27 protein-coding genes are annotated in these 23,784 nt (G+C 38.3%); 23 read left to right on the top strand and 4 right to left on the bottom strand.

The genetic code is table 11. The annotated features are described in order from the left end of the window. The first annotated feature begins 150 nt into the window (after positions 1-150). The 7 genes from GJU32_RS09490 (at position 151) to mtnN (ending at position 5,907) form a co-directional block, all read left to right on the top strand. Entirely contained in the window at positions 151-783 is a 633-nt protein-coding gene (locus GJU32_RS09490; protein ID WP_155591702.1) for an O-methyltransferase, read from the top strand. Positions 784-788: 5 nt separating this feature from the next. Next, positions 789-1,721 carry a peptidase U32 family protein gene (locus GJU32_RS09485; RefSeq protein ID WP_155591701.1) on the top strand — a complete coding sequence of 311 codons (933 nt, stop codon included), beginning with the start codon at positions 789-791 and terminating at the stop codon, positions 1,719-1,721. 14 nt (positions 1,722-1,735) lie between these two features. Further along, positions 1,736-3,016, top strand: a complete 1,281-nt coding sequence (locus GJU32_RS09480) for a peptidase U32 family protein (RefSeq protein WP_155591700.1) — start codon at positions 1,736-1,738, stop codon at positions 3,014-3,016. Then, positions 3,016-3,654 (top strand): uridine kinase, encoded by a 639-nt coding sequence (udk, locus tag GJU32_RS09475; protein ID WP_155591699.1) that lies wholly within the window; start codon positions 3,016-3,018, stop codon positions 3,652-3,654. The genes GJU32_RS09480 and udk overlap by 1 nt, the downstream gene beginning before the upstream one ends. Before the next feature lie 175 nt (positions 3,655-3,829). Next, entirely contained in the window at positions 3,830-4,318 is a 489-nt protein-coding gene (gene greA, locus GJU32_RS09470) for a transcription elongation factor GreA (protein WP_155591698.1), read from the top strand. A 156-nt stretch (positions 4,319-4,474) separates the two neighbouring features. After that, entirely contained in the window at positions 4,475-5,155 is a 681-nt protein-coding gene (locus GJU32_RS09465) for a YrrS family protein (protein ID WP_155591697.1), read from the top strand. Positions 5,156-5,214: 59 nt separating this feature from the next. After that, the gene (gene mtnN / locus GJU32_RS09460; RefSeq protein ID WP_155591696.1) at positions 5,215-5,907 is read left to right on the top strand and encodes a 5'-methylthioadenosine/S-adenosylhomocysteine nucleosidase; all 693 of its coding nucleotides are present in this window, start codon (positions 5,215-5,217) and stop codon (positions 5,905-5,907) included. Positions 5,908-6,237: 330 nt separating this feature from the next. Here mtnN and sigK read toward each other — a convergent pair whose 3' ends face one another. Then, positions 6,238-6,945 carry an RNA polymerase sporulation sigma factor SigK gene (gene sigK / locus GJU32_RS09450; RefSeq protein ID WP_155591695.1) on the bottom strand — a complete coding sequence of 236 codons (708 nt, stop codon included), beginning with the start codon at positions 6,943-6,945 and terminating at the stop codon, positions 6,238-6,240. Between the two features lie 86 nt (positions 6,946-7,031). Then, positions 7,032-7,532: a CDP-diacylglycerol--serine O-phosphatidyltransferase gene (gene pssA / locus GJU32_RS09445; RefSeq protein ID WP_155591928.1), complete on the bottom strand. Its 501-nt coding sequence runs from the start codon at positions 7,530-7,532 to the stop codon at positions 7,032-7,034. 136 nt (positions 7,533-7,668) lie between these two features. Between pssA and GJU32_RS09440 the strand changes: the two genes are divergently transcribed. The 12 genes from GJU32_RS09440 (at position 7,669) to GJU32_RS09385 (ending at position 17,322) form a co-directional block, all read left to right on the top strand. Continuing rightward, a complete protein-coding gene (locus tag GJU32_RS09440) occupies positions 7,669-8,451 on the top strand; it encodes a phosphatidylserine decarboxylase (protein ID WP_155591694.1) in 783 nt (260 codons plus the stop codon). A gap of 36 nt (positions 8,452-8,487) precedes the next feature. Next, the gene (locus GJU32_RS09435) at positions 8,488-9,009 is read left to right on the top strand and encodes a YqeG family HAD IIIA-type phosphatase (protein ID WP_155591693.1); all 522 of its coding nucleotides are present in this window, start codon (positions 8,488-8,490) and stop codon (positions 9,007-9,009) included. Then, positions 9,006-10,109: a ribosome biogenesis GTPase YqeH gene (gene yqeH / locus GJU32_RS09430; protein WP_155591692.1), complete on the top strand. Its 1,104-nt coding sequence runs from the start codon at positions 9,006-9,008 to the stop codon at positions 10,107-10,109. Before GJU32_RS09435 ends, yqeH begins: the two co-directional genes overlap by 4 nt. Before the next feature lie 32 nt (positions 10,110-10,141). Further along, the gene (aroE, locus tag GJU32_RS09425; RefSeq protein ID WP_155591691.1) at positions 10,142-10,972 is read left to right on the top strand and encodes a shikimate dehydrogenase; all 831 of its coding nucleotides are present in this window, start codon (positions 10,142-10,144) and stop codon (positions 10,970-10,972) included. 5 nt (positions 10,973-10,977) lie between these two features. After that, positions 10,978-11,280, top strand: coding sequence for a ribosome assembly RNA-binding protein YhbY (gene yhbY / locus GJU32_RS09420; protein WP_155591690.1), 303 nt, complete (start codon positions 10,978-10,980; stop codon positions 11,278-11,280). 9 nt (positions 11,281-11,289) lie between these two features. Next, positions 11,290-11,880 (top strand): nicotinate-nucleotide adenylyltransferase, encoded by a 591-nt coding sequence (locus tag GJU32_RS09415; protein WP_155591689.1) that lies wholly within the window; start codon positions 11,290-11,292, stop codon positions 11,878-11,880. Then, positions 11,849-12,421 (top strand): bis(5'-nucleosyl)-tetraphosphatase (symmetrical) YqeK, encoded by a 573-nt coding sequence (yqeK, locus tag GJU32_RS09410; protein WP_155591688.1) that lies wholly within the window; start codon positions 11,849-11,851, stop codon positions 12,419-12,421. The genes GJU32_RS09415 and yqeK overlap by 32 nt, the downstream gene beginning before the upstream one ends. Beyond that, positions 12,418-12,762 carry a ribosome silencing factor gene (rsfS, locus tag GJU32_RS09405; protein ID WP_155591687.1) on the top strand — a complete coding sequence of 115 codons (345 nt, stop codon included), beginning with the start codon at positions 12,418-12,420 and terminating at the stop codon, positions 12,760-12,762. Before yqeK ends, rsfS begins: the two co-directional genes overlap by 4 nt. Next, positions 12,763-13,503 (top strand): class I SAM-dependent DNA methyltransferase, encoded by a 741-nt coding sequence (locus GJU32_RS09400; RefSeq protein ID WP_155591686.1) that lies wholly within the window; start codon positions 12,763-12,765, stop codon positions 13,501-13,503. Positions 13,504-13,725: 222 nt separating this feature from the next. Beyond that, positions 13,726-14,355: a helix-hairpin-helix domain-containing protein gene (locus GJU32_RS09395; RefSeq protein WP_155591685.1), complete on the top strand. Its 630-nt coding sequence runs from the start codon at positions 13,726-13,728 to the stop codon at positions 14,353-14,355. A 106-nt stretch (positions 14,356-14,461) separates the two neighbouring features. Beyond that, entirely contained in the window at positions 14,462-15,031 is a 570-nt protein-coding gene (locus tag GJU32_RS09390) for a ComE operon protein 2 (RefSeq protein WP_155591684.1), read from the top strand. Positions 15,032-15,126: 95 nt separating this feature from the next. Continuing rightward, a complete protein-coding gene (locus tag GJU32_RS09385) occupies positions 15,127-17,322 on the top strand; it encodes a DNA internalization-related competence protein ComEC/Rec2 (RefSeq protein ID WP_230874996.1) in 2,196 nt (731 codons plus the stop codon). 28 nt (positions 17,323-17,350) lie between these two features. On the opposite strand, the gene GJU32_RS09380 is transcribed toward GJU32_RS09385, so the two are convergent. Beyond that, complete coding sequence (locus GJU32_RS09380; RefSeq protein WP_004226902.1) at positions 17,351-17,488, bottom strand: YqzM family protein; 138 nt, start codon at positions 17,486-17,488, stop codon at positions 17,351-17,353. Positions 17,489-17,722: 234 nt separating this feature from the next. Here GJU32_RS09380 and holA point away from each other — a divergent pair, with 234 nt between their 5' ends. After that, a complete protein-coding gene (gene holA, locus GJU32_RS09375) occupies positions 17,723-18,733 on the top strand; it encodes a DNA polymerase III subunit delta (protein WP_155591682.1) in 1,011 nt (336 codons plus the stop codon). Between the two features lie 97 nt (positions 18,734-18,830). Here the strand turns inward: holA and rpsT are convergent, their stop codons facing one another. After that, the gene (rpsT, locus tag GJU32_RS09370; protein WP_155591681.1) at positions 18,831-19,079 is read right to left on the bottom strand and encodes a 30S ribosomal protein S20; all 249 of its coding nucleotides are present in this window, start codon (positions 19,077-19,079) and stop codon (positions 18,831-18,833) included. Between the two features lie 163 nt (positions 19,080-19,242). Here rpsT and gpr point away from each other — a divergent pair, with 163 nt between their 5' ends. The 3 genes from gpr to GJU32_RS09355 all read left to right on the top strand — a co-directional run bounded on the left by gpr (position 19,243) and on the right by GJU32_RS09355 (position 23,683). Continuing rightward, complete coding sequence (gpr, locus tag GJU32_RS09365; RefSeq protein WP_155591680.1) at positions 19,243-20,259, top strand: GPR endopeptidase; 1,017 nt, start codon at positions 19,243-19,245, stop codon at positions 20,257-20,259. 109 nt (positions 20,260-20,368) lie between these two features. Further along, positions 20,369-21,217 (top strand): stage II sporulation protein P, encoded by an 849-nt coding sequence (spoIIP, locus tag GJU32_RS09360; RefSeq protein WP_230874995.1) that lies wholly within the window; start codon positions 20,369-20,371, stop codon positions 21,215-21,217. A 567-nt stretch (positions 21,218-21,784) separates the two neighbouring features. Further along, positions 21,785-23,683, top strand: coding sequence for an acyltransferase family protein (locus GJU32_RS09355; RefSeq protein WP_155591678.1), 1,899 nt, complete (start codon positions 21,785-21,787; stop codon positions 23,681-23,683). Positions 23,684-23,784: the final 101 nt, after the last annotated feature.

The following is a 23,784-nucleotide window of genomic DNA, read 5'->3' as shown; positions in this document are numbered from 1 at the left end:
TGGCAATTGTTTGAGCATATCTAAAACAATTGCTCATTTTTGTATGGCAAAGTACCAAGACATCACGTTTGGTCTTTTTCTTTTTGTTGATAAATGATGAAGTACAGACAACGGCAAAGTGCTCGTTGCCTTTTAAATGAGGGTGAAACAATGGAATTATCAGATGCATATATACAATCATTTATACAGCCACGTAACGAATTGCTTTTAGAAATGGAAGCGTATGCGGAGGACAATCATGTACCGATTATGCAACTATCAGGTATTGATGCATTAAATCAATTGTTGCGTATTCAAAATCCGTCAAAAATTTTAGAGATAGGTACAGCAATTGGTTATTCTGCTATTCGAATGGCAGAGGCATTGCCTCAGGTCCATATTGTTACAATTGAACGTGATCAAGAGCGTGTAACAAGGGCTAAAGCCTATATCGAACGTTCAACCGTATCAAATCGAATTACGGTCATTGAAGGTGACGCTTTAGAGGTGGACGATGAGGCCATCCACACTGCATTCGATGCAGTTTTTATCGATGCTGCAAAAGGACAATATCAACGCTTTTTTGAAAAATACGCCCCTTTAGTGAAATCAGGTGGGGTTTTGTATATCGATAATATGTACATGCATGGCTTGTCTGACTTAGAGTTGAAGGATGTTCCACGTCGTAAGCGTACAATGATTCGCAATTTAAAAAACTTCACGGAATGGATAATGCAGCACCCAGATTATACAAGTGCTTTTTTACCAGTCGGTGATGGTTTATTACTATGTTTGAAGAGGTGACTACTATGAAAAAACCAGAATTGCTTGTGACACCACAATCATTAGAACATATAAAAGCACTATTAGAAGCTGGAGCGGATGCTTTTATTATTGGTGAACAACAATTTGGTCTACGTCTAGCAGGAGAATTTTCTGTTAATGAAGTGGAAGAAGCAACAAAGCTTATTCACGCAGCAGGAAAAAAAGTTTATGTTGCAGTCAATGCACTTTTCCATAATGAAAAAATAGAGGCACTTGCGGACTATTTAAAAGAAATGCAACGTATTGGTGTGGATCGTTTAATTTACGGTGATCCAGCGGTATTAATTATTCGTCGAGAGCAGGGCGTAACGATCCCATTACATTGGAATCCAGAAACGACTGCTACAAACTGGTTTACAGCTAATTATTGGGGGAAACGTGGTGCGACTCGTGCCGTGTTAGCGCGTGAGCTTTCTCTTGACGAAGTATTAGAAATTAAAGAAAATACCGAAATGGAAATTGAAGTACAAGTCCACGGTATGACATGTATGTTCCAATCAAAACGCTCGTTACTTGGTCATTATTTCTTATATCAAGATAAAGTAATGGCTATTGAAAATCGTACTGAAAATCGTAACATGTTCCTTCATGACGATGAGCGAAATAATAAATATCCTATATATGAGGATGTCAATGGTACACATATTTTTAGTCCAAATGATATGTGTATAATAGATGAGCTTGGCGAATTATTTGAAGGTGGCATTGATGCCCTTAAAATTGAGGGCGTACTACAATCACTAGATTATGTGGTAACTGTAACAGAGGCATATCGCAAAGCCATCGATACGTATTTTGATGAGTCGGAAGAAGCCTATGAAGAGATAAAAGATGATTTATTAGCAAAAATTGAAGATATTCAGCCAGCCATTAGACCATTAGATACAGGCTTTATCTTCAAGGAAACGGTTTACTAGGAGGAGGCAATACCATGGCATTAGCGTTAGAACAAAATGACAAAATCCGTGAGATTGTCGACGGTAAACGTGTCATTACTAAAAAACCAGAGCTACTTGCCCCAGCAGGTAGCTTAGAGAAATTAAAAGTAGCTGTTCATTACGGAGCAGATGCAGTATTTATCGGTGGACGTGAGTTTGGTCTACGTTCCAATGCGGATAACTTCTCGATTGATGATATGCGTGAAGGTGTAGAGTTTGCGAATCGATATGGTGCGAAAATTTATGTTACTACAAATATCTTTGCCCACAATGAAAATATGGATGGCTTAGAGCGGTACTTAAAGGATATTGAATCCGCTGGCGTAACAGGCATTATCGTAGCAGACCCACTCATTATTGAAACATGCCGTACAGCAGCACCGAAGCTTGAAATTCACCTGTCTACACAGCAATCACTGTCCAATTGGAAAGCAGTGCAGTACTGGAAAGAAGAAGGCTTACATCGTGTTGTTTTAGCACGTGAAGTAGGCGGAGAAGAAATGAAGCTCATGAAGGAAAAGGTCGATATTGAAATCGAGGCCTTCGTTCATGGTGCAATGTGTATTGCTTATTCTGGTCGTTGTGTTCTGTCTAATCATATGACTGCTCGTGACTCGAACCGTGGAGGTTGTTGCCAATCATGTCGTTGGGACTACGATTTATATGAATTAGAAGATGGAGAGGAAAAAGCGCTTTTCGATGACAACCATGCCCCTTTTGCTATGAGTCCAAAAGATTTAAAATTAATTGAAGCGATTCCTCATATGATTGAGCTTGGTATCGACTCTTTAAAAGTGGAAGGTCGTATGAAATCCATTCACTATGTTGCGACAGTTGTTTCTGTGTACCGTAAAGTGATTGATGCTTACTGTGCGGATCCAGATAACTTTAAAATTAAACGTGAATGGCTAGAGGAGCTAGACAAATGTGCAAATCGTGATACGGCTGAAGCATTCTTCCATGATGCACCTGGTTTTGGAGAACAGATGTTTGGTGTGCATGGTCGTAAAACAACGTATGAATTTGCTGGGCTAATTTTAGAGCATAATCCAGAAACAAAAATAGTAACGATGCAACAACGAAATTATTTTAAAACTGGTGACGTAGTAGAGTTCTTTGGTCCTGAAATCGAAAATTTCCGTTTGACAATGGGAGAAATTTGGGATGAGGATGGCAATAGTCTAGATGCAGCTCGCCATCCATTACAAATTGTTAAATTTAAATGTGACACACCGTTAAAACCGCATAACATGATGCGAAAGGAGAATAACTAATGGCAGTGAAGCGTCCAGTTGTCATCGGAATCGCTGGTGGCTCATGCTCGGGTAAAACGAGTGTGACGCGCGCCATTTATGAAGTTTTCCGTGAGCATTCAGTTGTTGTGATTGAACAAGATTTTTATTACAAAGATCAAAGTCATTTAACATTCGAAGAACGCTTAGGAACAAACTATGATCATCCGTTAGCATTCGATAATGATTTATTAATTGAGCACATAAAAAAACTATTAGTGCGTCAACCAATTGAGAAGCCTGTTTATGATTACGTGCAGCATACGAGAGCAAAAGAAGTCATCCATGTTGAACCAGTAGATGTTATTATACTGGAAGGTATTCTTGTGTTAGAGGATGCTGACTTACGTGATTTAATGGATATCAAATTATTTGTGGATACAGATTCAGACTTACGTATTATCCGTCGTATCATGCGTGATATTAAAGAGCGTGGACGTACAACTGATTCTGTTATCGAGCAGTATTTAACAGCGGTTCGACCTATGCATAATTTATTTATTGAACCAACAAAACGTTATGCTGATATCATTATTCCTGAAGGTGGGGATAATGAGGTGGCAATTGATTTAATGGTAACGAAAATTAAAACTATTCTTGAAACCGACAACGTATTGTAATAAGATAGAGTGGTATTGACAATATTTTCATGCATATTTTAAAAAGGTATGCATACTATTAGGTCAAAGCGTAATTTGAAAACGTTTAAAAATAATAAAATTCGATTAAATGCATTTTCCATGCATTTAATCGAGTTTTATGTTTTTATATTGAAGAAACAAGGAGTGAAGGACTTTGGCAAATGAAAAACAGTACCCTATGACAGCTGAGGGAAAACGTAAATTAGAAGAAGAATTAGTGAAATTAGAAACTGAAACACGTAAAGAGATTGTGGAGCGTATTAAAATAGCACGTGATTTTGGTGATCTTTCTGAAAACGCTGAGTATGATTCTGCAAAAGAAGAGCAAGCCTTTTTAGAAGGTCGTATTTCTACATTAAAATCAATGATTCGTAATGCGGTCATTATTTCTGAGGATGAGACGGATAACAGTGTAGTTTCACTTGGGAAAACGGTTACATTTGTAGAAATCATTAATGGTAAACCATCAACTGAACAAGAATCTTATACAATTGTAGGTTCAGCTGAGGCAGACCCTATGGAGTTCCGTATTTCAAATGAATCACCAATTGCAAAAGGTTTACTTGGTCGTGCTGAAGGCGAAGAAGTAGCCGTACAAACTCCTGGTGGCGAAATGAAAGTGAAAATTCTTTCAATTAAATAAAGTGTAAGTGTACAAGCAGTTAGCTTTTCTGTTAAAGAAAGGCTGGCTGCTTTTACCATTTGTAGATTGAAAAGCTTTCAACGTAAAATAGTGAGTATATTTATTTGCAAGTGCTGTCGAACTTGATAGAATATTTGCTAGAGAGGGGGAGATATTATGGGTGATCGACAAACTCGAAGTAGTCGTCATTTGCAGCCATCTCGTAATAAAAAATTCGATAAACTATTGAATGTTTTAATTGGTGTAGTTGTAGTACTAATTATTATCACAGCAACCTATGTGTTTAAATGGCAAGATGATGCAGATCAAGCAGTGAAAGATGAACCAGCTCAAGAGGAAAAGAGCGGTGATAAAGAAAAAGAAGTAGATAAAGAAAAAGAAGACGGAGATAAAGAACCTACGAAAGAAGAAGATAAAGATCTCGCTGTAGAAGAAGACAAACCTTCAGAGGAAGTATCAGAACCAGAGACATCTCAGGAAGAACAAGGTACACCAGAAGAATCAACATCAGATAATCCAATTGTTGATAAGGTCATTACGAATAAAAATTGGCAGCCAACACCTACAACACAAACAGGTCAGCATGTGTCTTCATATGATGACAAGTCTGTTGACTGGGCTGAGAAGGTAGCAACCGTAACAAGTGCTACAGGCATCGATCAAAACAATATGATTATCTGGCGTATGCAAAATAACGGTGGTCCTAATTCTGCAATTGCTACGGTTTCAACAAATGATAAATCCCAAATGTACCGTGTAAGCATGGAATGGGTTGATAATGAAGGATGGATGCCTGTGAAGGTAGAGCAACTGAACACATTAGAGGGCGCCTATTGACGAATATCACTCTTTTTATTATTTTTAATAGAGTTGATAAAGAAGGGAAGTAACATTACATGAAAATTGCAGTAATTGGCGCAATGGAAGAGGAAGTAGAGCTACTAAGAGCAGCATTAGATAATGCACAAAGTACAACGATTGCAGGTAGTGAGTATACAACAGGAACATATGAAGGTAAGGAAATCGTGTTATTAAAAAGTGGGATTGGTAAAGTTAATGCTGCTATGTCTACTACAATCCTTTTACATGAGTTTAAGCCAGATGTAGTCATTAATACAGGATCTGCAGGTGGATATGATGAAGCCCTTGAGGTAGGTGCTGTAGTTATTTCTGATGAAGTTCGCCACCATGATGTAGATGTCACTATTTTTGGCTATGAAATCGGACAAATGGCTGGAATGCCAGCAGCTTATAAATCCGATGAGAAATTGATGAAAGTAGCTGAGGAGGCTGTTAAGGCAGTTGGAGAGCATCAATATGGCATTGGTTTAATTTGCTCTGGAGATGCTTTTATGAATGATCCTGAACGCGTTGAAGCTGTTCGTCATCATTTCCCTCAAATGAAGGCTGTAGAAATGGAAGCAGCTGCGGTTGCGCAAGTTTGCTATCAATTTGGTACACCTTTTGTTGTCATTCGCGCATTATCAGATATTGCAGGTAAAGAATCGAACATAAGCTTTGATGAGTTTTTACCAGTTGCAGCAAAGCATTCTACACAAGTAGTATTAAAAGCAATTGCATCTCTTTAAATTACACAAATTGGTCAAAATGTGCTGTTCATTATGTGAGAAAAATCACAGTTAATACATGGGACAAATGCTACACTGTCATTAATAAATCTCTTCATAATAAAAGGGAGGCATTCATGATGTTATTATTAACAGTAGGTGTAGTGATGATTACAACGCTAATAGGTACGCTGATTTCAGCAGAACTATCGGAATCAGCACATTAGTATGACTTAGAAAAGCTCCTTTGCGACATAGCGATGTCGCAAGGGGCTTTTTTGTATGCCATGAAATAGGCACATCTTCCGCCAAAGATGCATTGAATTTTTCTATCGTACATTTTACAATATACTACTCAACAGATTTTTGGTCTCGTTTGTACAGTTGATAGAGTTTAATAAGTGCGCGTTTTTCAATGCGAGATACATAACTACGAGAAATATTTAATCGGGCTGCAATTTCTTTTTGTGTAAGTGCGTCGTGTTGATTTAATCCATAACGGAGTGTCACAATCTCGAGTTCACGTTCATCAAGCATATGCAAATAATGATATAACTGCGCAACATGCTCCTTATGCTCTAACTTTTCTGTTGCACTTTCTTCATCGCACTGAAGTAAATCTCTAATCTGTAGCGCATTACCATCTTTATCCGTTCCGATTGGCTCAAACAAAGAAACATCTTTTTGCACTTTTTTTTGTGTTCGCAGATGCATTAATATTTCATTTTCAATACAACGAGCTGCATATGTGGCAAGTCTTGTTTTTTTGTCAGGAGTATAGCTCTCTACAGCTTTCATTAGACCGATTGTTCCAATGGAAATATAATCATCGAGTTGCTCATGTTTTGGATGGAATTTTTTAACGACATGCGCGACAAGCCTCATGTTGCGTTCTATCAGGTCAAGACGCGCTTGTTCATCGCCACCTAAAAATCGTTCAATACAAGCAGCTTCCTCTTCTTTTGAAAAGGGTTTATGGAATGTTTGCCCCTTTAAATAGCCAAGCAACGCAGGGATCTCAAGCCATAACTGCAACATTGATGTAAAAATTCCGCTCATTGAATGATTTCATCCTTTCCCCATTTTTCGACAGTATATGTTTAAAAACTGAGGGAAATGAAAAAAGTGCAACAGCAAATGTGCTGCTACACTTTTTTTAGCGTAAATGTACTAATCATGAGTAAAGCTAAAATGGGGAAAAGGAAAAGATAAAATGCCGGATGGAACGTATTAGCGCCGAAATACGTTAAAGTTAAGAACGTACCTGCAGCTGTAATTGGTAAACCTGTGAAATAACCATTCGTTTCACTAATGTTGAAGCGAGCTAAACGCATCGCACCACAGACGATAAATAATACGGCCATCATCATGCCGGCAAAACCAAAATCAACTAGAACAACTTCATACATTAATAATGCAGGAGCCACACCAAATGATATAATATCACTCATAGAATCTAATTGTTTACCTAACTCAGACACTTGTCCGAGCGCTCTCGCTACCTTACCGTCGTAGCGATCTAGAAGAGCTGCAATAAAGATAAACAAGACACTATAGCTATAATATTCATGTAAAGTGGCCATAATAGCCGCGCCTCCAAAGGACATATTACTAATTGTTATGAAGTTAGCTGCGTGCGATTTCATTTTCTTAACCGTGGTATCCACCAACTTGTGATAAAAAAACAAGGGGGATCACTCCTTTGCACTTAAGATATTGTACCATTATACTTCGAATGCGAAAAAATTGACAGTCTAAATTAATGGATAGGGGTTTTACTGTATGAAAGAAAAACTATATCAACGCTTGATAGAACTAACGAATGGCAAGCAATCTTCCCATCTTTTGCAGGCATTTGCAAAAGCGAAGTGGAGTAAACGTATAATTCCAAGCTACATGAAGTTATACGATATTAACATTGAAGAAGTTTCAAAAAAACAGCAACAATTTTCATGTTTACATGAATTTTTTACAAGAGAGCTTTTAGAGGATGCTCGACCTATTGAAAAAAACCCAACTATTTATGCAAGTCCTGTGGATGCCAAAGTAGAATCTTTTGGACGTATTGAATGGGATATGACATTTCTTGTGAAAGGTAAGCCTTATGCATTACAAGATTTACTCGGTAATACAGAACGAGCAGCACAATATGCGGATGGACATTTTATTGTATTTTATTTAAGCCCTGCTGATTATCATCGTATCCACAGCCCAATAGATGGAGAAGTGTTACGACAATATACACTTGGTCAGAAATCTTATCCTGTAAATCAGCTAGGTCTTACATACGGTAAAAAACCAATTTCTCATAATTATCGTTTAGTGACAGAGTTGAAAGCAAAAAATAATCAGCATGTAGCTTTTATTAAAGTGGGTGCGACCTTTGTGAACTCCATTGTGCTTACGAATACAACAACTAAATGGCGTAAGGGGCAGGAAGTTGGTTATTTTTCATTTGGTTCTACAGTAGTTATGCTGTTCGAAAAGGGTGCTATTGAATTTACGGATAATGTTGTTAAAGGGAGCCCAATTCGAATGGGTGAAGCTTTTGCAAATATGCTATAATGGTCGAATAATACGTTAAGATTAGGGGTCGCTATTTTGTATAATTTTTTATTACCGAACGAATTTGTGACGAATATTTTTGAAATTACGCCAGAAAAGCTGCAAGAATTAGGTATTAGAGGCATCATTACGGATTTAGATAATACGCTTGTTGAATGGGATCGTGCAGATGCAACAGAAGAGTTGATTATTTGGTTACGCATTATGAAGGAATCCGGTATTCGTGTTATTATTGCGTCAAATAACAATGAAGTACGTGTGAAACATTTTGCTGAACCATTAGGTATTCCGTATATTCACAAGGCAAAAAAGCCACTTCGTAATGCTTTTTATAATGCACTAATTCAACTAGGTTTGCGCCCAAACGAAGTAGTAATGGTAGGAGATCAACTTCTTACTGATGTGATGGGCGCGAATCGCTTAGGCTTGCATACAGTGTTAGTAAAGCCTGTTGCGCAATCAGATGGGCTTGTAACAAAATTAAATCGTTTCATTGAACGTCGCGTATTCAATGATTTGAAACGAAAAGGAATTATAACTTGGGAGGAACAAGAATGATTGAAATGCCAAATTGTATTGGCTGTGGTACAACAATTCAAACAGAAGATAAAACAGCAGTTGGGTATGCACCCTCATCATCATTAGAAAAGGATGCGGTCATTTGCCAACGTTGCTTCCGTTTGAAAAATTACAATGAAATTCAACCAGTGTCATTAACAGATGACGATTTTTTACGTATTTTAAATGGTCTTGGCACACAGCAAGGCTTAATCGTAAAAATTGTTGATATTTTTGACTTCAATGGGAGCTGGCTACCTGGGCTACACCGTTTTGTAGGGAAGAATCCTGTGCTATTGGTCGCTAACAAGGCAGATTTATTACCAAAATCGGTGAAACCAAAAAAAGTAATCAACTGGCTTAAACGTGAAGCAAAGGCTCTTGGACTTCAGCCAGTCGATGTCCTGTTAGTAAGTGCTCATAAAGGCAAAGGAATGGCAGAAGCAATGGAAGCCATCGACGAGTATCGTGAAGGGCAAAATGTGTACGTTGTTGGTTGTACGAATGTTGGGAAATCTACTTTCATTAACCGTATTATTAAGCAGGCAACAGGTGAAGGTGAAGTCATTACTACTTCTCATTTCCCAGGGACAACTTTAGACATGATTGAAATTCCATTGGATGATGGTAGTGCATTATATGATACGCCAGGTATTATTAATCACCACCAAATGGCTCATCATATCGATTCAAGTGAATTAAAATATATTATGCCCAAGAAAGAAATTAAGCCGAAAGTCTACCAGCAAAATGCTGGACAAACCTTATTTATTGGAGCATTGGCGAGATTTGATTTTATTCAGGGAGACCGTTCTGCTTTTACGATCCATGTGGCAAATGATTTACCGATTCATCGTACAAAGATGGAAAAGGCAGATACATTGTATGCAGAACATAAAGGAGAACTTCTGGCACCACCAACAGCGGAATTTATCGACCAATTACCGCCATTGGTTCGTCATGAGTTTTCAATTAAAGAAGCGAAAACAGATGTTGTATTCTCTGGGCTAGGCTGGATTACAGTACAGCATGCCAATGTAGTAGTAGCAGCATACGCGCCAAAAGGTGTACAAGTTTCAATTCGTCCTTCACTTATTTAAATGAAGGATACAGTAGAGAGAGGGACTAGAAAATGAAGAAGTGGTTTGCAGTTATGGGTGATCCAATTGAACATTCAAAATCACCAGCCATGCATAATGCTTGGTTTGAGGGCATGTCAATCGATGCGACATACATTCCTTTACATGTAACCTCTGATCAATTAGAGTCAGCAGTTGCTGGTTTGAAAACATTAGGAGCAAGTGGCTGGAACGTTACAATTCCTCATAAAACAGCAATCCTTCCATATTTAGATGAGCTAGATGAGCTGGCGCAAAAAATGGGCGCAGTGAATACAGTAGTTAAAACAAAAGAAGGCAAGCTGAAAGGCTATAATACAGACGGTATCGGGTTTGTTCGTTCACTAGAAGAAGCAGTAGGTTTGTCTCATAAAGACAAGCCTGTGCTACTCATAGGTGCTGGTGGAGCTGCTCGTGGCATTGCCTTTGCCATGCAGCAACAAGGCTATCACCATTTAACCATTGCCAATCGTACTGTGGCGAATGCACAAACGATTATCGATGAAATGGGTATTGGTCATGCGATTTCATTACAAGAAGCGGAAGAGACATTAGCTGATTTCAGCATCATTGTGCAAATGACATCGGCTGGTCTTGCTACGGGCAATTTTTCTATGCCATTTTCATTAGATCGGCTTACGAAAGGAGCAATTGTTGCGGATATTGTGTATAATCCATTAATGACGCCTTTTTTACAAGCGGCTGAAGAAAAAGGGGCAACGATTGTTACAGGCTTAGGGATGTTTGTGCATCAAGGAGCCATTGCTTTTGAACACTGGTTAGGCAACTATCCAAATACAAATTCAATGATTGCGCAGCTTAAGGCGCAATTAGGAGGAAACTAATTTTTATGTTAACAGGTAAACAGAAACGTTTTTTACGTGCAGAAGCACACCATTTGACACCAATTTTCCAAGTAGGAAAAGGTGGCGTTAATGACGAAATGACAAAACAAATTCGTGAGGCATTAGAAGTACGTGAACTGATTAAAGTGCGTATTTTAGATAATTGTGAAGAGGATAAACATGAAGTCGCTGAAGCACTGGCAAAAGGTGCACATGCAGAGCTTGTACAATTGATTGGCCTAACAGTTGTTTTATATAAAGAGTCACGCAATCATAAAAAGATTGTATTACCAAAAGCAACGAAATAAGGTGAGACGATGAAAAGGGTCGGTTTACTAGGGGGCACATTTAATCCACCTCATATGGGACATTTAATGATGGCGAATGAAATTTTTCATGCGTTAGAGCTCGATGAAATCCGCTTTATGCCTAATGCCATACCACCACATAAGCATGCACGTTTTGATGCCAGTAATGTTGAACGACTTGAAATGGTCAAGCGTGCGATTCATCCATTTTCTTATTTTTCAGTGGAGTCGTATGAGGTAGAGAAGGGTGGCGTATCCTATTCCTATGAGACACTATCCGCATTATGTAGAAGAGAACCTAATGTAAAATTTTACTTTATCATTGGTGGCGATATGATTGATTCGTTACATACATGGCATTGTATAGATGACTTAGTGAGACTTGTGCAATTTGTAGGAGTAAAGCGTCCAGGAACAGCGGCTAAAACAGAGTACCCTATATGTATGGTGGAAGTGCCTCAAATCGATTTATCGTCAACACTGATTCGTGAACGCCTTGCGACTGGAGGAACGGTGACATTTTTACTACCAGAAGCGGTAGAGTCGTTCATACGAGAGGAAGGTCTTTATGGAACGCGAACAGTATTTAGCGACGATTAAGACAAGAATGCCTGAAAAACGTTATATTCATACACTTGGTGTAATGGAAACAGCCATCAACTTAGCACAAAAGTATGGCGAGGATGTGAAAAAAGCTGAAACAGCAGCAATCCTTCATGATATTGCTAAATATGCAGATATTGAGTGGATGGAGAGCATCGTTCGTGATGAAAATCTAGATCCACGACTGGTGGGCTGGGGTAGTGAATTACTACATGGACCAGTTGGTGCATATATAGCAGAAAGTGAGTTTGGCATCACAGATGAAGAGTTGTTGAATGCTATTCGTTTCCATACAACAGGACGTGCTAGTATGAGCCGTTTAGAAAAAATCATTTTTGTTGCTGATATGATTGAACCGAATCGTCAATTTGACGGTGTAGACCGTCTAAGAAAAAATGCGCAAAAAAATTTGGATAAGGCAATGATTGCATGTGTACGCCATACATTGGCATTTTTAATTGACACAAAGCAACCAATTTATCCTTTATCAATAGAATGTTATAACGATATGATGAACAGAGAGGATAGTGAAGGATGACTTCAACTTTATTACAAGCAGCTTACAAAGCAATCGACGACAAACATGGTGAGGATATTGTCGTTTTAAATATGCAAGGAATTTCCCTTTTAGCGGATTATTTTATCATAGCTCACGGTAACTCAGATCGCCAAGTGCAAGCTATCGCGCGCGAGTTACAGGATATAGCTGAAAAAGAGGGATATGAAATCCGCCGTGTCGAAGGTTTCGATGCAGCTCGTTGGGTTCTTGTAGACTTAGGAGATGTAGTAGCACACGTATTCCATAAGGATGAGCGTGCTTATTATAATTTAGAGCGTCTATGGGGCGATGCTCCTCAACTAGACATACCAGAGGCTTAAGTGAGTAGTTACGAACGCTTTGCCCATGTCTATGATGAGCTACAAACGGATATTCCTTACAATCTTTATGTAGATTGGGTTGTACAGCATGCACCAAGCAGCCAATACCCGACACTATTAGATATTGGTTGTGGCACTGGTGTGCTTAGCTTGTTATTTGCACAGGCTGGCTACAATGTCAGTGGAATTGATTTATCAGAAGAGATGCTATCCATTGCAGCAGAACGCTTTGCTGGTGCAGGATACCATGCCCCATTATATTGTATGTCCATGGACGAACTAGACGGCTTTGAGGCATTGGATGTTATTACTATTACCATTGATTCTCTTAATTATGTTGTAAAGGACCAAGCTGTCTATACAACATTAGAACGTATCCATCACGCTTTACGTGATGGGGGTCAGCTGTTTTTTGATGTTCACTCGTTATTTAAAATGGAAGTTATCTTTTTAGATGGGCCGTTTACGTATGATGATGGTGATATAAGTTATATATGGCATACAGAGCCTGCTGACTTCGAGCATTCTGTGACCCATCAAATGACCTTTTATGTGCGAGATGCCGCAAGTGGTTTATATGAACGTTTTGATGAGGAGCATGTTCAACGTACTTTCTCTATCGAGCAGTATATAACTTGGCTTCGTGCAATTGGCTTTAGCGATGTGGAAATCACAGCAGATTTTACGGACGAAGCACCTGAAAATGAAAGTGAACGCATCTTTATTCGTGCGGTGAAATAATGAAGAAAGGAGCCACACTGTCCAAATAGGCAGTGTGGCTCTTCTGCTGGTAGTGACGGATAGCGTGCTTAAATCGCTAGATAGAAAGGCTAAAGTGACGGATAGTTCTTTTAAACAAGTAAATAAAACTCCTGATACTTTTTATCATTTTCAATCAACCAGTCATAGTGTATGATGTAGATAACTCCATATGATGACCTTTTGCAAGGAAAGGATGGTGCTATGCTCCAATCTTTATGGCAAAAGTATAAAAAAAGTATGTTATTCCCCAGCATACTGGTAGTCAGTGGACTTTGTTACTTCTATTTTTCGAGTTCAGACTCTTCACCTCCCCAAGAAGAGCTCTTCGAGACAATCCAACCTAAGAAAGAAATAAATACGATTGAATCTGCTGAGGAGGCGGTTATCCAGCAGGTATTTGTTGATATAAAGGGTGCTGTGGTGTATCCAGGCGTTTATGAACTCCAGCAAGACCAACGCATTAAAGATGCTGTACAGCTTGCAGGTGGCTATACAGAGCATGCAGACACACAGCTCATCAATCATGCGCAAAAAGTGCAGGACGAAATGGTGATTTATATTCCTATAAAGGGTGAACTACTAGACGAAGGATCTACTAATCTTTTCATGATGCCTTCTGAAAGTAGTCAACAAGAACAAAAGATTAACATCAATAAAGCTGATATCGAAACGCTGTCAACATTGCCAGGTATCGGTCCCTCTAAAGCGCAAAGCATCCTTACTTATCGAGAGGAAAATGGACACTTTCAAACAATTGATGATTTAAAAAATGTTAGTGGTATTGGTGACAAAACGTTTGAGAAGCTGAAAGACGCTATTACTGCAAACTAAACGCTTTTATATTTTGTAATATTGACGCCCCTTTTCTAAAAGGGCTACACTATAGTAGAAAAGTAAGAGAAATATAATTTGTAAGGCATATTTTGGAGGTAGTCATATGGAGCGAATTACTTGGGATCAATTTTTTATGGCACAAAGCCATCTACTCGCATTACGCAGTACATGTACAAGACTAGCAGTAGGCGCAACCGTTGTGCGTGATAAACGCATCATTGCAGGTGGTTATAACGGTTCAATTATAGGAGACGAACATTGTATCGAAAATGGTTGCTATGTTGTAGACAACCATTGTGTACGTACCGTGCATGCTGAAATGAATGCATTGCTACAATGTGCTAAATATGGAACACCGACAAGAGGTGCTGATTTATATGTGACACATTTCCCGTGTTTACCATGTACAAAGTCCATTATTCAAGCAGGTATTGAACGTGTGTATTATGCAACAGATTATAAAAACAGCCCATATGCTCAGGAATTATTTGCAAAAGCAGGAGTGGAAGTCGTTCATGTACCGTTTGATGAACGTAAGATTGATTTTTTAAGAAATGAAAAATTAGCCTTGTACACAGAGATGCTTCATGAGCTTCGCGAGAGTGGGATGCCAGTAGAAAAATTGCTCCCATACGAACAGAAGGTGAGCGCATTATTCGGCATAAAGCTTTAAAGCATAAATGGATCATTGTAGCGCTTGCTGTACTTGTAGCTTCCATTGCGGCACACAAGACAGCATGGCTACTCCTTTTTTTACTTTTATTAGCCATGTGGCTCATCATAAAAGGTGAGTCACATGCCCTTGCAACGTTTGTGATGACTAGTGGTTTATTATCGTATTTTTTTATCTCCACCTATCAACTGACAGACCCTTCCCCTTTACCGTCAACTTTCCCTTTAACATGGTCAAATGAATACAAAATAAATGGTCAAAAACTCCGTGGTTTTGCTACAACAACGAATGGTCAAAAGCTTTACGTAGTTTATACATTTTCTTCTGAGCAAGAAAAAATCCTTTATGAAAAAACATCATTAACTGGAATGACTTATTTTGCACAAGGTGAGCTTGTGGCACCATCTCCTCCTGCCCATACTTTTGCATTTTCAATGGCAGACTACTTAACAAGTAAAGGAGCAATAGGCATTGTTGAAATTACCAATTGGACGTATGTTGAAAAACGAAACTCACTCGGGACATTTCTTGCCAAGCAAAGACACAGCATGAAAAAGCATATTGAGACGACCTTTCCAAAATCCCTTGTAGCAGAAGCACAGGCGCTTCTAATCGGGGTACAAGATCAGGTGGATGAAGAACTTCAGCGTGCCTATCAAAAGCTCGGTATAACCCATTTATTTGCGATTTCTGGTTTACATGTTGCGCTGATGTCTTGGCTATTTTTTGAAGGATTCTTGCGAGTAGGCATCCGCAAAGAAATGGGTACTATCGTTTTACTGATTTTATTACCGATTTACGGAGTCATTGCAGGAGGCGCACCTTCTGTATGGCGCGCAGTTTCTCTAGTCGAATTAATGATGCTGCTACGTTTTTTGAAGTGGACTCTTTCGATGGATGATGCACTTGCGATTAGCTTTATAGGCTTTGTTTTGCTTGAACCAGGAGTTATTTTTCAAATTGGCTTTCAACTGTCCTATTTAGCAGCTGTAGCTCTTGTTTATTCTGGTATCATTTTTAAACAGGCGAGGAATTGGCTAAGTCGTTCTTTTTTTATCACATTTGTGTGCCAGCTCCTTGTTTACCCTCTATTACTGCATCATTTTTATGAACTCTCCTTGTCCTCGTTTATCGTAAATATTATCTTTGTACCATTGTTTTCCTTTGTTATATTACCTTTTAACATGGTGGTATTAGTTCTAACCTATATCTCAATACCACTAGCAAACAGGCTATTTGCTATGTACGAACCGCTTCGTAATTGGCTGACCGATGTGATTTTTTATATGCAGGAGCTGCCTTTACAACTATGGTCACCAGGTAAACCACCTATTTGGCTTAGTTGTCTAGCGATGTTAAGTGTTCTAGTAAGCTTTTATTTCTTAGAAACAAGACGTTTTAGAAAAGCTACTGCGGTACTTATAATACCGGTACTTTGGATTCAGCTGTTACCAATATTATATAACGAAACAAAGATAACGTTCTTAAATGTGGGACAGGGAGACAGTATCGTAATTGAATTACCATTTAGGAAGGCTGTGTATGTCATTGATGCTGGGGGCTTGTTGCGCTTTGAGCAGGAGCAATGGAAGAAAACAAATCGTCCTTATGAGGTAGGGAAGCAAGTTGTAGTGCCATTTTTAAAAGGCAAGGGCATACGAACAATCGACCTTTTTATTGCCACTCATGCAGACGCAGACCATGTAGAAGGCGCAGAGGAAGTTTTACAAGAGATTAAGATGAAGGAAATTCATGTTACACCTGGTTCTTCTGATCAGCCAATGATGAGGGAATTATTGACAGAAGCAAACAAGCGCAATGTTCCTGTCAAAGAAAAAATGAAGGGGACAGCATGGCAAATAGGAGAGACTTATTTTTATTATTTATGGCCTCATGACACCTTTTATGAAGGAAACAATGATTCGCTTGTTTTGTACATGCAGCAGAAAGAGTTTACAGCGCTTTTTACAGGTGATTTGGAGCATGATGGAGAACAACAGCTGATCAATCGTTATGGACATTTATTAGCCAATCTAACGCTGCTGAAGGCAGGTCACCATGGTAGTAAAACATCTAGTATTGAATCATTTGTTGAGCTGCTCCAGCCCCGATTAACGGTATTCAGTGCAGGTCTCCATAATCGGTATGGTCATCCACATGAAGAAGTAGTACAACGTTTTGTCAGCCGGAATTTAGCGACGTTAACAACAGGGGGGGATGGGACAATCGAAATTCGTATTCGAGGAAATAGTTGGACAACTGCAGTAAATGAAAAAGGCCTTGTCCAATGACCAAGGCCCTTTTCCTGCATAAGTCCAATTACTGTGATACGAATTCTACTATAGTTGCAATAATAAACATAAGTGTGAAAACGCCAAATGATACACCGAAACCAACTCCAGAATCGATAGCATCGTTACGTCGACATTGTATGTTTTTTCCTTCAAATGGATTCATTGTTATCCCTCCAATTCTGTTATTTATTATAAGACAACATGTTCATAAAAGCTATATCGAAAAGGAGAATTCCCCGTCTGGCAAGGAATCGACACATTTCGGTCAAAGACACGAAGTCATTCTAATTAGCAGAAATAGAATCTCATTCATCTCCCCATTAACGAAGTGGGAGTCTTCTGCTATATCAAGATAAAATCATGTATACTAATAGTATTGCTAGATGGAGGGAAAATTATGATTTCAACGGTTTGGAATACAATAAAAAAAGGTGAGCTGGCACCAGTATATTTACTTGTTGGTGAAGAAAGCTATTTTATAGATGAGACCATTAGGCGTTTAAAAGAAGCAATGGGCTCGGAAGAAGAGCTGGAGATGATGGCATTCGATTTGGATGAGGTGCCTGTAGATGCTGTCATGGATGAGGCAGATACAATCCCTTTTTTCTCGGAACGCAAATTGATTATTGCTAAAAATGCTTCATTTTTAAAGGCAACAGAAAAGGGGAAGGAAAAAATCGATCATGATGTAAAGCGTTTGGAAACGTGGTTAGCCAATCCATCCGATTTTTCTGTCACTGTTTTTATTGCCCCTTATGAAAAATTAGATGAACGTAAAAAAGTGACTAAAATGATGAAAGAGCATGCGCTACTTGTACAAGCAGAAACACCGAAAGAGCAAGATTTAGTCGTATGGATTAAAAGTATTGTCAAGGCACAAGGCACCAGTATTACACAAGATGCTATTGAACTGCTTGTTACGATGGTCGGAGCCAACATGCTACAATTACAAATGGAAATTGACAAGCTAACCCTTTATTTAGGTGAGGGTGGTGAAATTACGGCTTCATTAGTGGAGGATTTAGTGGCCAAAACATTGGAGCAGGATGCCTTTAAAATGCTCAATGCTTATTTGGCAAATGATTCTGTCGGAGCCTTGACCATCTATCATGATTTATTACGACAAAAGCAAGAGCCCATTATGTTAGTTGGATTGCTCGCTTCCAATGTTCGTACTATGTCGAATGTTTTTTATTTGTTGAAGAAAGGATACCACCCACAACAAATTGCTAAAAATTTAAAAATCCATCCATATCGTGTCAAACTAATGGTTGAACAGCGTAATCGACCTTCGGAGGAAAGTTTGTTGAGGGCATTGTATCAGTTAGCTGAAGTTGATTTACAGCTGAAATCGACTGGTGGTAATCGAGAGCGTTATTTAGAACTATTTTTATTACGTCAACTTTAATAAAACAAGCTGTCCCAATAAAGGACAGCTTGTTGTATTATCTATCAAAATTAAAAAGATCAGCTACTCCTAATAGAGTACCTGATCCTTTAAACAATTACGCTTTTTTAGCAAGGCGAGACTTTTTACGAGCCGCCGCGTTTTTGTGGATAAGTCCTTTTGAAGCTGCTTTATCTAAAGATTTGAAAGCTGCTTGTAAAAGTTCTTGTTTGTTTTCAGCGTTTTCAACAACAGCGTTTTCAGCTTTTTTCACTGTAGTACGCATTGCAGATTTAGCTTGAGAATTAGCAAGGTTTGCTTTTTCGTTAACTTTTACGCGTTTAATCGCAGATTTAATGTTTGGCATATATTTCACCTCCTAAATTAGGTACGAGATGATATCTTCTCATTGATTTCTTGTGTTAATACAACAAAAATCATTTTAACAAACGCTTGACCAAATTGCAATAGATAAATGCAAAGAATATTTACTTGACAGTTTGAACAAACTACAGCTTGAGGTGAATTGTATGCAAAATTTTAATTGGCAACGAACAGATTTAATTGATGAATCGGAAGAGGTAGTTGTCCATCAGACGAGAGAGCAAAAAGAAAAACTAGAACAATCGAATGGCGTTCAAATTGAAGATCGGAATGCTGGTCGAGTAAAAATCACGGATGTTCTTGTAGATGGTAAAGGTGAAAAGCAAATTGGTAAAAAAGAAGGGCAGTATATTACACTTTCTGTACCTACACTGACTTTAGAGGATCAAGATGGATTTGCACAATTGGAGCAAGAATTGCTTTTGAATTTCAAAAAAATGCATGAATCACTTTCTTGGCAAGAAGACGATAAAATTTTGATAGTAGGTTTAGGAAATCGTACCATTACACCCGATGCGATTGGTCCATATTTAATCGATCATCTGCATAGTTTAGATGTAATTGATGAAAAATTTGTCATGTATGCTCCAGGTGTAACAGGACAAACTGGCTACGAAACAGGAGAATTTGTGGCTGCCATTGCTGAGCGTCTACAGCCAAAATTAATCATTGTGGTTGACGCACTTGCTACAAGAGCGAGTAATCGACTTTGTAAAACGATTCAGTTAACAAATACGGGCATACATCCTGGCTCAGGCGTAGGCAATCAGCGGCAAGAAATTTCCTATGAAATGCTTGGTATTCCAGTAACAGCAATTGGTGTTCCGACAGTGGTGGATGCACCAGTATTAATTGCTGACGCCGTAGAAACAATGCTTCGTTCGATAGCAGCTCGTGTGTCTGAGCGAAGTAAACCATCATCGAAGTTATCGTTATCCTCCTGGCAACCAGATATCAATAAAGAACTTGATATGTCTTTAGTACAACCTATTTTCGGAGAATGGGCGACTTGGACGAAGGAGGAACGCCAGCAGCTTTTTGAAGAAACATTTGCAGGCTCACATACACAATTGATGGTAACGCCAAAAGAAGCAGACTATTGGATTGATCGCTATGCTAAATTAGTGGCTTCTATGCTCATGAATTGGGCAGATGATTTATAAAAATTAGGGCGTTATAGGCCTCCCGAAACACGACAATTTATGCGAAAAACAAGTAAAATTTTTTCGTTCTAAAAGACACACCCCCTCCATACGATATGGGGAGGAGGGTGTGACTTTGCTAAAAAAACTACAATGGTCATTTGGTATATTATTGTTCTTTTTCGTATTACCTGTCATTGCTGGGCAACTTCCGTTCAACAAGCAAGCATCGACTCCGATTAAACAACCAGAAGATAAGCAAGTCGTGTTTGCTGCTACCAATTTAGCTGAACAAAGTGTACTTGAACAAACGAAAGAGCCTGAACCAGACCCAGATCCAGATCCTTATAAAGTGTTAGTGTTATTTACTCATTCCCATGAAGCATACGAACCGATGGTGAAAGCTGTGAGTGGTAAGGTAGCGACTTCTCATGAATCGGTCAATATTATGAGTATGAAGGATAAGATTATTAATCATTTTAATGTAAATGGCTTGAAGACTGATGTTCTTGATGTAGATATTATGAAGAAATTACAAGTAGAGGGTAAGGGGTATCACGAATCCTATAATGTGATGAGACCTTATCTAAGTAAGCATTTAGAATCCAATAATTATGATTTAATTCTAGATTTACATCGCGATTCATTAAAACATGATCTTACAACGATCTCATATAATGGGGAAAACTATGCGAAAATCGCTATCGTTGTTGGGGCAGAGCATGCTAATTTCCGCTGGAATACAGCCTATGCAGAAAGTTTATCATCAACATTAAATGCACTTGTTCCGAAAATATCAAAAGGCGTTATTTCTAAAAGTGGTGATGGTGTCGATGGACGTTACAATCAAGATTTAGCAAAACAAATGATGATTATTGAAATTGGTGGAATTGGCAATACTGAAGATGAGGTTAATCGTACAATTGCTGTAATAGGTAAGGCCATATCAAAAGCATTTGTAAATGATTCGAAAAAATAAAGAAAATGATTAAAAAGTGAGACTCTTGTAGGCTCACTTTTTTAATATTTTATTATAATAAAATTTCCAGAAAAAAATCTAATTATTTGTCTTTCCATTGATCCATTCTTGTCTTATAATTTTCAAGTTGGCTCATGATTTTAATGATAAAACGTTAATGAAGGCATATGCAAGTAAGGCAAAACATACTTTTGAAGCATCTACCATTTATGGAAATGCCTTTTTAAAGACTATAGCAAACATACATATGAATTTTATAAAAGACAAAAAAGTGATAACGTTCCACTTTTCTCTAAAACTTTTATCGTATCTCAAACGTCAAACATATAAGTGCACAAACAGAAAAAATTAAAGGAAGGAGATGATTTCCAATCGAAGTGTGCTGTTATTCGACAGCAAAGCGTCGAGGATGTCACAGATTTTTAAGTAAGGCCTGCACGATGCAGTTTAGTTAAACGTTGTCACAGGACGTGACGGCTTTAGGTTAACTTCTACTCGTCAGCTCGAAAAATTCTAGACTCAATGACGTCGAGGCGTCATAGATAGATTATTGAAGGAAGGAATAGTATGTCAGGCAAGTCATTAAATCATCGTTATATTCCTGGACTAGACGGGATTCGAGCATTAGCAGTATTAGCAGTTATTGCTTACCATTTTAACTTCAGCTGGGCTAGAGGTGGCTTTTTAGGAGTAGATATCTTTTTTGTGTTATCAGGCTATTTAATCACCTCTACCATCTTACCTTTAAGGGGCAACCAATTAACAGTCAGTCTTAAGAAATTTTGGATTGGACGTTTTAGACGTTTACTACCAGCTGCCTACGTTATGATTGTTACAACTTTTGTTTGGGTAATGCTTTTTCAAAAAGAACTTCTCCATACATTACGTGGAGATGCGGTGTCCTCTATTTTTTATTCAAGTAATTGGTGGTTCATTTTTCATAAACTTTCTTATTTTGATAGTTTCGGTTCACCATCGCCAATAAAAAATTTATGGTCATTAGCCATTGAAGAGCAATTTTATATTATATGGCCATTACTTTTAATGATTGGATTATTTGTTGTCCAAAAACAAAGTAAACTTGCAATGGTTGTCTTTATAGGTGCCATTTGTTCAGCACTATTAATGGCGATGCTTTACCAGCCAGGAGCTGATCCGAGTCGTGTTTATTATGGAACGGATACACGCTGTTTTGAATTATTAATTGGCTGTTGGCTAGCGCTTGTTTGGCCAATGAAAAGACTATCTTCACAAAAATTATCGACAAATCACGTGAAGAAACTAAATAGTATAAGTTTCATCACTTTTACTGTTTTTATAATCAGTATTATTTATGTCGATGAATATCAAACGTTCCTCTATAGAGGGGGCATGTTCCTATTTTGCTTAAACGCAGCGGTTTTAATTGCGTGTATTTGTCATCCAGTAAGTATTTTAGGGAAAATACTATCGTGGAAGCCACTTTGTTGGGTTGGTTCACGATCCTATGGCATTTATCTATGGCACTATCCTGTCATGGTGTTAGGTACTCCTACTCACGAAATTGGTAACCCCTCCTATTGGCGAATTGTACTTCAAATCGTATTAATCTTGACAATTGCTGAGCTATCCTATCGCTTTATTGAAATGCCCATCCGTAAAGAAGGATTCAGCGCCTATTATAAAAAGCATTTTGTCTTCAATAAAAATAAATGGGGAAGTTACTCATTCCAACGCAAACTATCAACGGTAATGGTTCCACTTTCTCTTCTTGTGTTTTTCACTGGGATTACAGGAGTCGTGGGTGAAGGACAGCAAAGTTCATCGGATTTGTATCCATCAACCATAAAAATTAATGGTGATGAGCCTACAGTAAATCAAAACGAGCATGACAGGCAGCCAGACACATCAATTAATGATCCTTCGATTAAGAAGAAAGAGGAAGTAGAAGATGTTCCGCCTATAGAAACGCCTAAACAAGAGGAAAATGAATCAAGTGTAGTGCCTGAAAAAGATGAATTTTATAGTGGCATACTAGCTATTGGAGATTCGGTAATGATCGATATTGCACCAAGCTTACATAATATTTATCCAAATATTACAATCGATGGAAAAATAGGTCGCCAGGTTTCACAAGCTGTTAAGTTAGCGCCAAATTATGCGAGTTTTAACCAACCCAATAATGCAGTCATTATCCAATTGGGGACAAACGGTTACTTTACGCACGACCAAATGGACACCCTCCTTAGCGCATTTTCAAATGCGGACATTTATTTAGTAAATACACGTGTACCGCGTTCATGGGAAGCGAAAGTAAATGAAGCTTTACTTCAAAAAGCGCAGGAACATGAGCATATTACACTGATTGACTGGCATACAGCAGCACTCAAGCATCCAGAATACTTCGCCCCAGATGGTGTTCATTTAGAGAAAAAAGGGGTAGAAGTTTTAACAAACCTTATTCAACAATCCCTAAATAATAATTGAAATGACTAGAAAAAGTCAGTATGCACAGCTTAGATTGGCTGCGTATCTGACTTTTTTTATGCACTATAATTTTAAAATGGGGAGATTTCTATGAAAGACTG

Origin of the sequence: Lysinibacillus cavernae, assembly GCF_009724685.1 — a bacterium.
In the GTDB taxonomy this organism is placed as follows: domain Bacteria; phylum Bacillota; class Bacilli; order Bacillales_A; family Planococcaceae; genus Lysinibacillus; species Lysinibacillus cavernae.
The sequence above is the reverse complement of the archived record's forward strand: the minus strand, read 5'-3'. Positions and strand labels throughout refer to the sequence as shown.